Source organism: Mycobacterium sp. TH-M103 (assembly GCF_057473785.1).
On sequence record NZ_JBYCLG010000242.1, the window covers coordinates 1 to 13265 of the forward strand.

General features: G+C 71.8%; 14 protein-coding genes and 2 pseudogenes. 9 read left to right on the top strand and 7 right to left on the bottom strand.

Annotated elements, in window-relative coordinates:
- Together AC2VOR_RS13940 and AC2VOR_RS13945 are read left to right on the top strand one after the other, a co-directional pair.
- Positions 1–505, top strand: a pseudogene (locus AC2VOR_RS13940) (alpha/beta hydrolase); the annotation flags it as partial.
- A 2-nt stretch (positions 506–507) separates the two neighbouring features.
- Positions 508–816 carry an MGMT family protein gene (locus AC2VOR_RS13945; RefSeq protein WP_369740039.1) on the top strand — a complete coding sequence of 103 codons (309 nt, stop codon included), beginning with the start codon at positions 508–510 and terminating at the stop codon, positions 814–816.
- On the opposite strand, the gene AC2VOR_RS13950 is transcribed toward AC2VOR_RS13945, so the two are convergent.
- The 3 genes from AC2VOR_RS13950 to AC2VOR_RS13960 all read right to left on the bottom strand — a co-directional run bounded on the left by AC2VOR_RS13950 (position 817) and on the right by AC2VOR_RS13960 (position 3984).
- Positions 817–1671: a TIGR02569 family protein gene (locus AC2VOR_RS13950; RefSeq protein ID WP_369740041.1), complete on the bottom strand. Its 855-nt coding sequence runs from the start codon at positions 1669–1671 to the stop codon at positions 817–819.
- A 37-nt stretch (positions 1672–1708) separates the two neighbouring features.
- Complete coding sequence (gene moeZ / locus AC2VOR_RS13955; RefSeq protein WP_369740042.1) at positions 1709–2875, bottom strand: adenylyltransferase/sulfurtransferase MoeZ; 1167 nt, start codon at positions 2873–2875, stop codon at positions 1709–1711.
- 74 nt (positions 2876–2949) lie between these two features.
- A complete protein-coding gene (locus AC2VOR_RS13960; RefSeq protein ID WP_369740043.1) occupies positions 2950–3984 on the bottom strand; it encodes a DUF3152 domain-containing protein in 1035 nt (344 codons plus the stop codon).
- A 194-nt stretch (positions 3985–4178) separates the two neighbouring features.
- Here AC2VOR_RS13960 and fasR point away from each other — a divergent pair, with 194 nt between their 5' ends.
- Entirely contained in the window at positions 4179–4862 is a 684-nt protein-coding gene (gene fasR, locus AC2VOR_RS13965) for an HTH-type transcriptional activator FasR (RefSeq protein WP_369740044.1), read from the top strand.
- On the opposite strand, the gene AC2VOR_RS13970 is transcribed toward fasR, so the two are convergent.
- Positions 4849–5124 carry a DUF3107 domain-containing protein gene (locus AC2VOR_RS13970; protein ID WP_369740045.1) on the bottom strand — a complete coding sequence of 92 codons (276 nt, stop codon included), beginning with the start codon at positions 5122–5124 and terminating at the stop codon, positions 4849–4851. The genes fasR and AC2VOR_RS13970 overlap by 14 nt on opposite strands.
- Positions 5125–5325: 201 nt before the next feature.
- On the opposite strand from AC2VOR_RS13970, the gene AC2VOR_RS13975 reads away from it, so the two are divergent.
- Complete coding sequence (locus AC2VOR_RS13975) at positions 5326–6054, top strand: MmpS family transport accessory protein (RefSeq protein WP_369740046.1); 729 nt, start codon at positions 5326–5328, stop codon at positions 6052–6054.
- Positions 6055–6063: 9 nt separating this feature from the next.
- Here AC2VOR_RS13975 and AC2VOR_RS13980 read toward each other — a convergent pair whose 3' ends face one another.
- Positions 6064–6768, bottom strand: a complete 705-nt coding sequence (locus AC2VOR_RS13980) for a ferritin-like fold-containing protein (protein WP_369740047.1) — start codon at positions 6766–6768, stop codon at positions 6064–6066.
- A gap of 267 nt (positions 6769–7035) precedes the next feature.
- On the opposite strand from AC2VOR_RS13980, the gene AC2VOR_RS13985 reads away from it, so the two are divergent.
- On the top strand, positions 7036–8571 hold the full coding sequence (locus AC2VOR_RS13985; protein ID WP_369740048.1) for a DEAD/DEAH box helicase: 1536 nt from the start codon (positions 7036–7038) through the stop codon (positions 8569–8571).
- A gap of 16 nt (positions 8572–8587) precedes the next feature.
- Positions 8588–9802, top strand: a complete 1215-nt coding sequence (locus tag AC2VOR_RS13990) for an Rv3212 family protein (RefSeq protein WP_369740049.1) — start codon at positions 8588–8590, stop codon at positions 9800–9802.
- Positions 9803–9815: 13 nt separating this feature from the next.
- On the opposite strand, the gene AC2VOR_RS13995 is transcribed toward AC2VOR_RS13990, so the two are convergent.
- Positions 9816–10616: a ParA family protein gene (locus AC2VOR_RS13995; protein ID WP_369741725.1), complete on the bottom strand. Its 801-nt coding sequence runs from the start codon at positions 10614–10616 to the stop codon at positions 9816–9818.
- Between the two features lie 128 nt (positions 10617–10744).
- Here AC2VOR_RS13995 and AC2VOR_RS14000 point away from each other — a divergent pair, with 128 nt between their 5' ends.
- The 3 genes and pseudogenes from AC2VOR_RS14000 to AC2VOR_RS14010 form a co-directional block, all read left to right on the top strand.
- A complete protein-coding gene (locus AC2VOR_RS14000) occupies positions 10745–11356 on the top strand; it encodes an acid phosphatase (RefSeq protein ID WP_369740051.1) in 612 nt (203 codons plus the stop codon).
- Complete coding sequence (locus AC2VOR_RS14005) at positions 11353–12453, top strand: isochorismate synthase (protein WP_369740052.1); 1101 nt, start codon at positions 11353–11355, stop codon at positions 12451–12453. The genes AC2VOR_RS14000 and AC2VOR_RS14005 overlap by 4 nt, the downstream gene beginning before the upstream one ends.
- 7 nt (positions 12454–12460) lie before the next feature.
- Positions 12461–12664, top strand: a pseudogene (locus AC2VOR_RS14010) (GNAT family N-acetyltransferase); the annotation flags it as partial.
- On the opposite strand, the gene AC2VOR_RS14015 reads toward AC2VOR_RS14010, so the two are convergent.
- Positions 12616–13008, bottom strand: coding sequence for a hypothetical protein (locus AC2VOR_RS14015; RefSeq protein ID WP_369741726.1), 393 nt, complete (start codon positions 13006–13008; stop codon positions 12616–12618). The pseudogene AC2VOR_RS14010 and the gene AC2VOR_RS14015 sit on opposite strands and share 49 nt — an antisense overlap.
- Positions 13009–13265: the final 257 nt, after the last annotated feature.

Genomic DNA, 13265 nt, shown 5'->3' on the forward strand with positions numbered 1-13265 from the left:
GCACCTGGCCGCGGCCCGGCCGGACCGGGTGGCCGCGCTGCTGCTGCTCGATCCGGCGGTCGGGCTGGACGGCGGCTGGATGGCCGAGATCGCCGACGCGATGCTGGCCTCCCCCGACTACGCCGACCCCGCGGAGGCTCGCGGGGAGAAGGCGACGGGCGTGTGGGTAGACGTGGACCCCGCGCTGCTCGACGCCGAGATCGACGAGCACCTGATCGAGCTGCCGAACGGCCGATACGGCTGGCGGATCAGCCTGCCGGCGATGATGTCGTACTGGAGCGAACTCGCACGCGAGGCCGTGCTACCGCCGCCGGGAACGGCGACGACGGTGGTGCGGGCCGAGCAGACCGCGCCGCCCTACGTCGGCGAGCGGCTCGTCGCGGGGCTGCGCAACCGGCTCGGACCCGACTTCCGGCTGCTGGACTTCGACTGCAACCACATGGTGCCCTACGCCAGGCCCGCCGAGGTCGCGGCGCTGGCCCGCGCGCTGCTGAGCGGTCGCTGACCGTGGCACCGGTCACCGACGGGCAGGTCGAACGGGTGCGGTCCCTGGTCGCGGCCATCCCCCGCGGCCGGGTCGTCACCTATGGCGACATCGCCGCCGTGGCCGGGCTGTCCAGCCCGCGCATCGTCGGCTGGATCATGCGGACCGACTCCTCCGACCTGCCCTGGCACCGGGTGATCACCGCCTCCGGGCGCCCGGCGCGGCACCTGAGCATCCGCCAGCTGGAACTGTTGCGCGCCGAAGGGGTGCTCGCGGTCGACGGCAGGGTCGCGCTGCGCGGGGTGCGTCACGGGTTCCCGCCCGGGGTTTAGCTAGAGCACCAGCCGGACCAGCGCCGCGGTGCGGGCCAGACCCGGAAAGGCATCGGCGGTCGAGCGCGGGTGCAGCGCATGGACCGCGAGCCGGAACATCAACGCGCGCAACAACATCTGCGGCCACTCCGGCAGCGCGTTCCAGCGTTCGATGAGCCCGTCGTCCGCGTCTCCCCAGGACAGGGCGTCGACGACGACCACGCCCGCGGCCCACGACGCGGGCCGCCAGTAGGGCGTGATGTCGGTGATCCCCGGCGCCGCCGTGCCCACGAAGAGCACCGTCCCGTAGAGATCCCCGTGCACCAGCTGGTTGGGGCTTCGGGTCGGCCGGCGCAGGGTGGCGAGCTGGTTGATCAGCTCGATCGAGCGCTGGCCGTCCGCCGTCGTCGGCGAGGTCCGCGCGCCCGGCGGGACCGAGGCCAGCGGCCGCTCCTCCCACGCCGCGCGGTCGGCGGCGATGAAGACGTCGACCTCGGCAAAGGGAGTCGTGGGGCCCTGCGTCAGGAAACGGGGCCGTTCCAGTTTGCTGGTGGCCTCGTGCAGGCGCACCGCCGTCGACACCACCTCGTCGTGCCGGGGCTCGGGTGTGCCGGCGACGAACGTGTCCGCCCGCCAGCCCGAGACCACGTACCGTCCGTCGGTCGAACGCACCGGCCGGGCCAGCCGCACGCCGTCGACGAACAGCGTCTCGCGCACCCGCGCCGACCATGCGGCGCGGGCATGGTCGACAACGATCGACAACACGACCTCGCCGCACCGCCAGCCGCCTTCCCAGCCGGCCCCCAGGGCCGCGGGCTTCACACCGGTCAAACCGAAAGCCGACAGCACATGGTCGGGCGGTGGTTCGACGCTCACACCGGTCAGCCTAATGGAGCAGTTTGCGGCTACCGGGTCAGTACAACACCATGTCGGGCTGCATCTGCTGCGCCCACGCCACGATCCCACCCTGCAGGTGCACCGCATCGGCGAATCCCGCCCGCTTCAGCGCGGCCAGCGCCTGCGCCGAGCGCACCCCCGTCTTGCAGTACAGCACCGGCCTGCGGTCCGGGGGCAGCATCGCCAGGCCCGCACCGGAGTCGATCGCGGACTGCGGGATCAGCCGGGCCCCGTCGATGTGCACGATCTCCCACTCCGCGGGCTCGCGCACGTCGATAAGGGCGAGGGCGGCGCCCGAGTCCAGCAGCTCGCGCAGTTCCCGGGGGGTGATCGAGGAACCGGCGGCCTCCTCGGGTTCCACCCCGCAGAACTGCCCGTAGTCGACCAGTTCGGTGATCTTGGGAACCGACGGGTCCTTGCGGACCGCGATCGTGCGGTAGGTCATCTCCAGCGCGTCGTAGATCATCAGCCGGCCGAGCAGCGGTTCGCCGATCCCGGTGATCAGCTTGATCGCCTCGGTCCCCATCACCGAGGCGACGGAGGAGCACAGGATGCCCAGCACGCCGCCCTCGGCGCACGACGGCGCCAGCCCGGGTGGCGGCGGCTCGGGGTACAGGTCGCGATAGTTCAGGCCGCGCCCGCCCGGGGCGTCGTCCCAGAACACCGAGACCTGGCCCTGGAACCGGTAGATCGATCCCCACACGTAAGGCTTGCCGGCCAGCACCGCCGCGTCGTTGACCAGGTAGCGGGTGGCGAAGTTGTCGGTGCCGTCGACGATCAGGTCGTACTGCGCGAACAGTTCGACGGCGTTGTCGGCCTCGAGCCGGAACTCGTGCAGCCGAACCTGCACCAGGGGGTTGATCGCGGCGATGGAGTCGCGCGCCGAGCGCGCCTTGGGCCGTCCGACGTCGGCGACCCCGTGGATGATCTGACGCTGCAGGTTGGACTCGTCGACGACGTCGAAGTCGACGATGCCGATCGTGCCGACACCCGCCGCGGCCAGGTACAGCAACGTCGGCGACCCGAGGCCGCCGGCGCCGACCACCAGGACGCGCGCGTTCTTGAGCCGTTTCTGGCCGTCCACGCCGAAGTCGGGAATGACCAGGTGGCGGCTGTAGCGGGCCACCTCCTCGCGGCTCAGCTCAGCCGCCGGCTCCACGAGCGGCGGCAACGACGTCGACATCGGTCATCTCCTCCGACGGGGTCCCCCCGGACGGGTCCCGATGACCCGAGGCTACTCAGCGGGTCGGCGAGGACCTAAGCGATGGGGAACGGCCAGGGGTTGAACTTGCAGGTCTTGCCGTCCGCCTTGACGAAATCGGGGTCGAACTGGGCGGCGTCGTCGTCCGAGGTGGAAAACGTCTGCTGCATCATGACCGGAGCCAGACCTCCCTGCTGGTCGCACGCCTGGTGACGCTCGTAGCCGATGGCGTGGCCGACCTCGTGGTTGATCACGTACTGGCGATACGAACCGATGTCCCCCTCGAACGGAACGGCTCCGCGCACCCAGCGCGCCTCGTTGATGAACACCCTCGACTGCCGGTCCGGCCCGAACGCCGGGTTGTAGCACGACGTCTCCAGCGGGAACTCGTAACCACATCCCTCGCGCACCGTCACCGGCGACACCAGCGAGATCCGGAAGTCGGGGTTGGCCCCGCTGGTTGCGTCCACCCGGATGAACGCGAACTTGGGATCGTGCGTCCAGCCCTTGGGGTTGGCCAGCGTCTGGTCGACCATCTGCGCGAACGCGTCGTCGCCACCGAACATCGTGGGGTCCAGGCCGTTTTCCACCTCGACGGTGTACCGGAACACCTTGGCGGTGCCGCGGCCGATCTGCGGCGTGGTGCCCGGCACGATGCGGTAGGTCTTGTCACCCGCCTGGGTGAACGGGCCGCCGGCCGGCAGCGTGCCGGCCGGCAGGTTGGCATCGAACGCGGCCAGCCCGCGCGGCGGTGCGTCCAGGATGACGGTGCCCACCGAGCCGATGGCCGGCGATTCCTGGACCGACTGGCTGGCCGCCGGCCTCGGCGCGGCCGTGCCGGTCACCGTCTGGTAGATCACCACCGCGGTCAGCACCACCAGCACCGGCAGCGCGTAGGCGCGCCAGCCGTATGTGGACACGAACTTTCCCAGCCAGGTTTGCTTGCGCCAGCGGCGCGAGCGGTCGCGGTCGGTCCGGGGCCGCCCGGCGCCCCGGTCGATCGGGTCGCGCAGGGCCCGTAGCGGCTCACGCCAATCGTCGCGCAGCACCGGTATCCGGTCGGTGCTGCGTACGGGCCGATCGGACGTCATTTTCCCAGGATGGCACAGGTGGCACCGGTGGTGCTCCCGGCGCGCCCGAACGCCCGGCGCGACACCCCTGCTGCCAGCACCTACGACGACGACGGTCCCGGGCACCCCGCAGGTAGTAATGTCTGTTGCCACGGGCCGGGCGCGGCCGGGCCGGCGCTGCCACGCCGGCTACAAACCAATCAGATGGGCACTCGATGAGCGATCTCACCAGGGCGGCGCGACGCGCCGTCAAGACGGGTGACCGCGCTCGGCCGGGGGACGGCGCGGCGCCCGCGAACCGCCGTGGCAACCGGTTGCCACGTGACGAGCGGCGGGGCCAGCTGCTGATCGTCGCCAGCGACGTCTTCGTCGACCGCGGCTTCCACGCGGCCGGCATGGACGAGATCGCGGAGCGGGCCGGGGTGAGCAAACCGGTTCTCTACCAACACTTCTCGAGCAAGCTCGAGCTGTATCTGGCGGTGCTGAACCGGCACGTCGACAAGCTCGTCTCCGGCGTGCAGCAGGCGCTGCGGACCACCACCGACAACCGCGAGCGGCTGCACGCGGCGGTGCAGGCGTTCTTCGACTTCATCGAGCACGACAGCCAGGGCTACCGGCTGATCTTCGAGAACGACTACGTGACCGAACCCGAGGTCGCCGCGCAGGTGCGCGTCGCCACCGAATCCTGCACCGATGCGGTGTTCGCGCTGATCAGCGCCGACTCCGGGCTCGACCCCCACCGCGCCCGGATGATCGCGGTGGGACTCGTGGGCATCAGCGTGGACTGCGCCCGGTACTGGCTGGACTCCGACCGCCCCATCTCCAAGGCCGACGCCGTCGACGGCACCGTGCAGTTCGCCTGGGGCGGGCTGTCCCACGTGCCGCTCACCCGCTCTTAGCGGCCTTCCCGGCGGCCCGCGCGGCCGCGGCCTCGGCCCCGATCCCGAAGCCGACGCGCCGGGTGTCGGCGGCGCCGATCTCGACGTAGGCGATCTTGGCGGTGTGAATCAGGAAACGGCGGCCCTTCTCGTCGCTCAGGGCGAGCAGGCCGGTGCCTTCGCGCAGCGCGGCGGCGACCAGTTCTTCCACCTCTTCGGGGGTCTGCCCACTGGAGAAGACCAGCTCGCGCGGACTTTCCGTGATACCGATCTTGACCTCCACCGTGGCCCCTTCCTCAGGTCGTGCCGTCAGGTCGTGCTGTCGCTGACGTGTCAGCCTGCAGGCTAGTGGACACCCCGGATGAGCACCGCACGCCGGGTGGATAACCAGGGTGGACAACGCCGAATAACGATTGGCTTGCAACTGGTCATCCGGCAGCGCGCGCCCCCGGACCACTGCCTTCACATCTATAGCATCGGCAACATGGGTAACACTCTGCACGACCTTCATGATCTTGACGAAGACGAGGTCCAGGATTACCCCGACGACGAGAGCCACGAGACCCTCGCGGAGAACTACGGCCAGCTGGTCTGGCCCGGCGACAGCCGCTGGCGTCCGCTCACCGCGGTCCTCGGCGCCGTGGTGGCCCTCGGCGCCATCGCGACCGCGGTGATCATCAACAGCGGCGACAGCGCGTCGACCAAGGCGACCGTGGGGGCGCCCGCACCCCGGCCGATGACCTCCCTGCCCGCCCCGCCGCGGGCCAACATGCCGCCGAGCCAGTCGACGCAGCCCCGGCTGCCGCCGGAGACGTTCACCACCGTGCCGCCCGCCGCCAAACCCCCGTCGGCGGCGCCGGCCCCCACGCCGACGGCGACACCCACCGCGGCACCGCCCCCGCTGGCGCCCCTCCCGCCGGCCCCGCCGTCCGCCGCGCTGAACCCCCGCACCGTCGTCTACAGCGTGACCGGCACCAAGGGGCTGCTGGACCTGGTCAACATCATCTACACCGACGCCCGCGGCTTCCCGCAGACCGAGTTCAACGTGGCCCTGCCGTGGTCGAAGATGATCGTGCTCAATCCGGGAGTGCAGACGGAGTCGGTGATCGCGACCAGCCTCTCCGGTCGGCTCAACTGCTCGATCGTCAACGCCGAGGGCCAACCGGTGGTGACGTCGACCACCACCTCGATCATGGCGACGTGCACCCGCTGAGCGGGACGCTCAGCCCAGCCCGAGCTCGTGCATGCGCCGGTCGTGGGTCTGCTGCAGGCGATCGAAGAACGCGTTGAGCTGACCCAGCCCGCCGGCCCCTGACAACACCAGGTCGACCAGCTCGTCGTGGTCGGCCAGCACGTACTGCGTCTGGGTGATCGCCTCGCCGAACAGCCGGCGCGCCCACAGCGCCAACCGGCTGCGCTGCTTGCTGCTCGCGGTCACCGCGGTGCGCACCTCGGCCACGACGAACTGCGAGTGCCCGGTCTCCGCCAGGGCCGCCCGCACGACGTCGGCCACCTCGTCGGGCAGTCCGTCGGCGATCTCGAGGTACAGGTCGGCGGCCAGCGCGTCGCCGATATAGGTCTTGACCAACGCCTCCAGCCAGGTGCTGGGCATGGTGAGCCGGTGGTAGTTCTCCAGCACGGAGACGTACTTGGCCATCGCCGCCACGACGTCGACACCCCGGCGTTCCAGGGCGTCGCGCAGCAGTTCGTAGTGGCCCATCTCGGCGGCGGCCATGCTGGCCATCGAGATGCGTCCCCGCAGGTCGGGAGCCATCCGCGCCTCATCGGTCAGCCGGTAGAACGCGGCGACCTCACCGTAGGCGAGCACTGCGAACAGTTCGTCGACGCCGGGGTGATCCGCCGGAACCCGCGGCGTCGGCGAATCGTCCACCTGGTCGGCCGACGAGGCTGGGGAGGCCGAAGTCATGGCAACACTGTAGTCGGCGGGCTCGGGCGAAAACGGACGCCGGCTGTCGAGCGGCTACCATGGACCTCGATAGCGGCCGTCTTCGTCCGTTACGCAGAACGCCGCTATCGGCGAAATGTGCGCGCACAGCTGGCCCGCCCGGCGCAACCGGGTGAGGCCCGGCGCCTCGGCGACGTATTCGGAGTCGGAACTCGTGCGTGCGTGACCGCGACAGAGAAACACCGACACAACACCGAACAACGTCACCGAAAGGCCCGACCTCCGCGTATGACCGCACCGACAACCACAACCGAACTGCCCCCGAAAACAACATTCGCCGAACTCGGCGTCCGCGACGAGATCGTCCGCGCGCTGGCCGAGGAAGGCATCGAACATCCCTTCGCCATCCAGGAGCTGACCCTGCCGCTGGCGATGGCCGGTGACGACGTGATCGGCCAGGCCCGCACCGGCATGGGCAAGACCTTCGGCTTCGGCGTGCCGCTGCTGCACCGCATCACGACCCGCGCCGCCGAGGCCCCGCTCACCGGGGTGCCGCGCGCCCTGATCGTGGTGCCCACCCGGGAGCTGTGCATGCAGGTCACCGAGGACCTGGCCACGGCCGCCAAGTACCTGAGCGCCGACGACGGGCGCCGCCTGTCGGTGGTGTCCATCTACGGCGGGCGGCCCTACGAGCCGCAGATCGAGGCGCTGCGGGCCGGCGCCGACGTCGTGGTGGGAACCCCGGGCCGGCTGCTCGACCTGGCCCAGCAGGGCCACCTGCAGCTCGGCGGGCTGTCCAGTCTGGTGCTCGACGAGGCCGACGAGATGCTGGACCTGGGCTTCCTGCCCGACATCGAGCGCATCCTGCGGCAGATCCCCGCGAACCGGCAGTCGATGCTGTTCTCGGCGACCATGCCGGGCCCGATCATCACGCTGGCCCGCACCTTCATGAACCAGCCCACCCACATCCGCGCGGAAGCGCCGCATTCGGCCGCCACGCACGACACCACCGAACAGTTCGTCTACCGGGCCCACGCCCTGGACAAGGTGGAACTGGTCAGCCGGGTGCTGCAGGCCGAGGGCCGCGGCGCGACGATGATCTTCACCCGCACCAAGCGCACCGCGCAGAAGGTCGCCGACGAGCTGGCCGAGCGGGGCTTCAAGGTCGGCGCCGTGCACGGTGACCTGGGCCAGATCGCCCGGGAGAAGGCGCTCAAGGCGTTCCGCACCGGCGACATCGACGTGCTCGTCGCGACCGACGTGGCCGCCCGCGGCATCGACATCGACGACGTCACCCACGTCATCAACTACCAGATCCCCGAGGACGAGCAGGCCTACGTGCACCGGATCGGCCGCACCGGCCGCGCCGGCAAGACCGGCGTCGCGGTCACCCTGGTGGACTGGGACGAGCTGCCCCGCTGGACGATGATCGACAAGGCGCTGGGCCTGGACTCCCCCGACCCGGCCGAGACCTACTCCAACTCGCCGCACCTCTACGAAGAGCTGGGCATTCCCACCGAGGCGCGCGGCAAGGTCGGGACGCCGCGCAAATCGCCGGTCAAGCGCCGCGAGGCCGCCACCGATTCGGAATCCGCGGAACGCAAGCCCGCGCGCACCCGCTCCGGCGCACGTCGGCGGCGCACCCGCGGCGGCCAGCCCGCCACCGGGCACCCCGCGGGCAAGTCGGCTCCGGCCCCCGACAGCGACGGCGGCACCGACGGACCGTCCGGGTCGCCCGAGGCCAACGGCGCGCCGAAGCGGCGCCGCCGCCGGCGCCGCAAGCTCGCCGACGGCAACGCCGTTTCCGCCACCACCTCGGACTAGAGGCCCGCGCCGCGGCATGGTCAGACCGGAGCGCCGTACCAGGGGCGACATGCTGGCCGCCGCGGCGATCGCGGTCGTCGTCGCCGTCGCCGCGTCCCTGATCTGGTGGACCAGCGACGCCCGCGCCACCATCAGCAGGCCCGCCGCCGGCCCGGCCCCCAACCCGAAGCCGGCCCGCGACGTCCCGGCCGCGCTGAACCAGCTCTGGACGGCCGCCAGCCCCCAAACCGTGACGCCGGTGGTGGTCGGCGGCACGGTCGTCACCGGCGCCGGGCGCCGTGTCGAGGGGCGCGACCCCGGCACCGGTCAGACACGCTGGAGCTATTCCCGCGACGTCGACCTGTGCGGGGTGTCCTGGATCTACCGCTACGCCGTCGCGGTGTACCGGGACGACCGCGGCTGCGGGCAGGTCAGCACCGTGGACGGGTCGACCGGTCGGCGCGGACCCGCCCGCAGCGGTTACGCCGACCCGCACGTGCGGTTGTCCTCCGACGGCACGACCATGTTGTCGGCCGGCGACACCCATCTCGAGCTCTGGCGCTCGGACATGGTCCGGGTGCTGGCCTACGGCGAGACGGACGCCCGGGTGAAGCCGTCGGCACGCGGACTGCACTCCGGGTGCCGGCTGATCTCGGCGGCGGCCAGCTCGGCCGCGGTGTCGGTGCTCGAGAGCTGCACGGACCGGCCCGACCTGCGGCTCGTCCTGCTGCGGCCGGGCAAGGACGACGACGAGCCCCGCCAGCAGGTCGTGTCCGAACCGGGCATCCGCCCCGATTCGGGGGCGCGCGTGGTGGCCGTGTGGGAGAACAACACCGCGGTGTACCTGCCGTCACCGCAGCCCAGGCTGGACGTCGTCGACGAGACGGGCGCCACGGTGTCGAGCACCCTGCTGCCCAAGCCGCCGTCGCGTTCGGCGGTCGCAGCCCAGGCCGGCAACCTGGTGACCTGGTGGACCGGCGACGCCCTGATGGTGTTCGAGGCCAGCACCCTGACGCTGCGCTACACGATTGCCGCGGGCGAGACGACCGCGCCGCTGGGGCCCGCGGCGATGATGGCGGGCAAGCTGCTGGTGCCGGTCAGCAACGCGATCGGGGTCTACGACCCGGTCAGCGGCGCCAACGAGCGTTACATCCCGGTGCAGCGGTCGCCGGGCAGCGGCGCGGTGGTGCCGGCGGTGTCGGGATCGCGGGTGTTCGAGCAGCGCGGCGACACCGTGGTGGCCCTGGGCTGACCGTCCGCCGGGGCTAGACCTCGACCGTGAACGTCGGCAGCGCCTTGCCGCTCTTCCAGTGCGTGAGCAGCGACTTCGCCAACTCGGCGTAGGCCGCGGCACCCTTGTTCCGGCGCCCGGCCATCACCGACGAACCCGAGGCGCTGGCCTCGGCGAAACGCACCGTGCGCGGGATCGGCGGGGCCAGCACCGGCAGGTCGTAGCGGTCGGCGACGTCGAGCAGCACGTCACGGGTGTGGGTGGTGCGGGCGTCGTACAGGGTCGGCAACGCGCCCAGCAGGCGCAGGTCCGGGTTGGTGATCTGCTGGACGTCGGCCACAGTGCGCAAGAACTGCCCGACGCCGCGGTGCGCGAGCGTCTCGCACTGCAGCGGCACGATGACCTCGTCGGCCGCCGTGAGCCCGTTGAGCGTCAACACGCCCAGCGACGGCGGGCAGTCCAGGATGACTACGTCGAACTCGTCGGAGAGCTTCGCCAGGGCCCGTTTGAGGGCGTATTCGCGTCCGGCGCGCATCAGCAGCATCGCCTCGGCGCCCGCCAGGTCGATGTTTGCCGGCAGCAGCGTCATCCCCTCGATCGTGGCCACCAGCGCGGCGCCCGGCTCGACCTCGCCGAGCAGCACCTCGTGCACCGACACCGGCAGCTTGTCGGGATCCTGGCCCAGCGAGAAGGTCAGACAGCCCTGCGGATCCAGGTCCACCAGCAGGACCCGCTGCCCCGCATCCGCCATCGCCGCGCCCAGCGAGGCGACCGTAGTCGTCTTGGCGACACCGCCCTTCTGGTTGGCCACCGCCAATACCCGGGTCTTAGCCACAGGCACCGCCCCTCCTCATCGACTTCGCGCTGCATCGTCCCCGCGCAGTCACAGTGCCATCCTGGCACGTCCGCCGGCCCTGCGCTGCGGCCGACGGGCCCCGGTCCGCGTCGGGCAGAATCGGTCGCATGGGCTTGCACAACCACCGACTGGTCCTTTTGCGCCACGGGGAAACCGCGTGGTCCAAGTCCGGCCAGCACACGGGCCGGACCGATCTCGAACTCACCGAGAATGGCCGGGAGCAGGCCGAGCTCGCCGGGCGGGTGGTGGCCCAACTCAAGCTGACCGACCCGGTCGTGCTCAGCAGCCCACGGCAACGCGCCGTCACCACGGCCAAGTTGGCCGGGCTGTCGATCGACGAGGTGACCCCGCTGCTCGCCGAATGGGACTACGGGGCCTACGAGGGACTGACGACCCCGCAGATCCACGAATCGGTACCCGATTGGCTGGTCTGGACGCACGGATGCCCCGACGGGGAGAGCGTGGCGCAGGTCAGCGAACGCGCCGATCGGGCCATCGCGTTGGCGTTGGGGCACATGACCTCGCGCGACGTGGTGTTCGTGGGCCACAGCCACTTTTCGCGTTCGGTGATCACCCGCTGGCTCGAACTGCCGCTCGTCGAGGGCAGCCGCTTCTGGATGGTCGCCGGTTCGATCGCCGTGTGCGGGTTCGAGCATGGCGTGCGGCAGCTCGCCGCGCTCGGGCTGACCGGTCGCGCGCAGGCGCTCGCACACGGGTGAGCGCCACCGAGCCGCCGTTCGCGCTGTGCGGGCCGCGGGGGGCGCTGGTCGCCGACGGGGTGCGCGACCGATTCTGCGACGTGCGCGCGGCTCGAGCGGCGCTGCGCTCCGGGTCGGTGCCGATAGTGTTGGGCGCGTTGCCTTTCGACACGGATAAGCCCGCCGCGTTGCTGGCGCCGGGCAGCGTCGCGCGCACCGAGGGTCGCCCCGACTGGCCGACGGGCCCGCTGCCGGCGGTGCACGTCGCCGCCGCCGTCCCGCCGCCCGCCGACTACCGCGACCGGGTCAGCCGCGCACGCGAGCGGCTCCGCGCACCGGGCGGCTCACTACGCAAGGTGGTGCTGGCCCGCGCGTTGCGGCTGGCCGCGGACGCTCCCCTGGATGCGCGGGTCGTGCTGAGCCGACTGCTCGCCGCGGACCCGGCCGCCTACGGCTATCTCGTCGACCTGAGCGCCGCCGGTGGCGACTACCGCGGCGTCGTCCTGGTGGGCGCCACCCCCGAACTCCTGGTCGCCCGGTCCGGGGACCGCGTCGTGTGCCAGCCGTTCGCCGGTTCGGCCCCCCGCGACGCCGACCCCGAACGCGACGCCGCCAACGGCGCCACCCTGGCCGGCTCGGCCAAGAACCGCCACGAGCACCAGCTGGTGATCGACGCCATCCGGGCGGTTTTGGAGCCACTGTGCGATGACCTGACGATCGCGCCCGAACCCCACCTGAGCCGCACCGCGGCGGTGTGGCACCTGTGCACGCCGATCAGCGGCCGGCTTCGCGACAAGTCCACGACCGCAATCGATCTGGCATTGGCGCTGCATCCCACCCCGGCGGTCGGCGGCGTCCCGACCAAGGCCGCGACCGAGCTCATCGCGGAGCTGGAAGGGGACCGCGGGTTCTATGCCGGGGCGGTCGGGTGGTGCGACGCGCGCGGCGACGGCACCTGGGTGGTGTCCATCCGCTGTGCGCAGCTCTCGGCCGACCGGCGTACCGCGCTGGCGCGGGCCGGCGGCGGCATCGTCGCCGAGTCCGATCCCGACGACGAACTCGACGAGACCACAACGAAATTCGCGACGATACTCACGGCTCTGGGAGTGCGCACGTGACCACGGCGGTGTCGCGCGGCTGCACCTGTCGGCGCTGGCGCGCGAATGCCTCGACAACGGCTACTCGCGGCTCGCGTGGGCGGCGCTCACCGGAAACTCCGGCGCCATCGCCCTGTACGACTGGGTCGGCGGGCAGGGCAAGCCGCGACGCGACCCGACCGCCTACCTGTTGTCCGGCTCCCGATTGGCCGAACTGGCCGGCCCGCGCTGATCGCCCCCGGCGGCCCAGCGCACGCCGGCGGGGCTGAACAGCAGCGCCAGCACGCCCAGCGTCACCACCCCCGCCGGGATCCCGAAGGCCGGCCGATGCGAACCAACCGCGAGGTACCACGACACGGGGAGCAGCAGCAGCTGCGTGACCACCGCGAGCCCGCGGGCCCAGCGTCTGCCGAGGGTCAGCGCACGCCCGCCGGCCAGCACCACGCCGCCGACCAGGACGAACCACACTGCGGTCCCGAGCCCGTTGACCAGGCGCTGGTCGGCGCCCGCGATTCCCCGGACCACCAGCACCGCGGCCACCACCAGCCCGACCGCGCCCTGGGCGGCGACGACCATGCCCGCCGCCCGCACCACGGCCGGCGTCACCTGCCTGCTGGGGAGTGCCACGGCGCCAGCGTAGTCACCGGCCACCGCACTCGCCCGCGCCGCTCCGCGGCCGGGAGGCTCCTCCCCCTCCTCCTCGGGCCGTATCACGGCCCGCATCGTCGCCGCGCCCGGCCACATCGCCCGCCTCCTCCTCGGGCCGTATCACGGCCCGCATCGTCGCCGGGCCCGGTCACATCGCCCGCCTCCTCCTCGGGCCGTATCACGGC

What these genes read in the sequence shown, in the direction of transcription:
- moeZ (WP_369740042.1), bottom strand. Translation starts at nt 2,875, where the DNA reads ATGTCGACGTCGTTGCCGCCGCTCGTGGAGCCGGCGGCTGAGCTGAGC.
- AC2VOR_RS13960 (WP_369740043.1), bottom strand. Translation starts at nt 3,984, where the DNA reads ATGACGTCCGATCGGCCCGTACGCAGCACCGACCGGATACCGGTGCTG.
- fasR (WP_369740044.1), top strand. Translation starts at nt 4,179, where the DNA reads ATGAGCGATCTCACCAGGGCGGCGCGACGCGCCGTCAAGACGGGTGAC.
- AC2VOR_RS13975 (WP_369740046.1), top strand. Translation starts at nt 5,326, where the DNA reads ATGGGTAACACTCTGCACGACCTTCATGATCTTGACGAAGACGAGGTC.
- AC2VOR_RS13980 (WP_369740047.1), bottom strand. Translation starts at nt 6,768, where the DNA reads ATGACTTCGGCCTCCCCAGCCTCGTCGGCCGACCAGGTGGACGATTCG.
- AC2VOR_RS13985 (WP_369740048.1), top strand. Translation starts at nt 7,036, where the DNA reads ATGACCGCACCGACAACCACAACCGAACTGCCCCCGAAAACAACATTC.
- AC2VOR_RS13990 (WP_369740049.1), top strand. Translation starts at nt 8,588, where the DNA reads ATGGTCAGACCGGAGCGCCGTACCAGGGGCGACATGCTGGCCGCCGCG.
- AC2VOR_RS14000 (WP_369740051.1), top strand. Translation starts at nt 10,745, where the DNA reads ATGGGCTTGCACAACCACCGACTGGTCCTTTTGCGCCACGGGGAAACC.
- AC2VOR_RS14015 (WP_369741726.1), bottom strand. Translation starts at nt 13,008, where the DNA reads ATGGTCGTCGCCGCCCAGGGCGCGGTCGGGCTGGTGGTGGCCGCGGTG.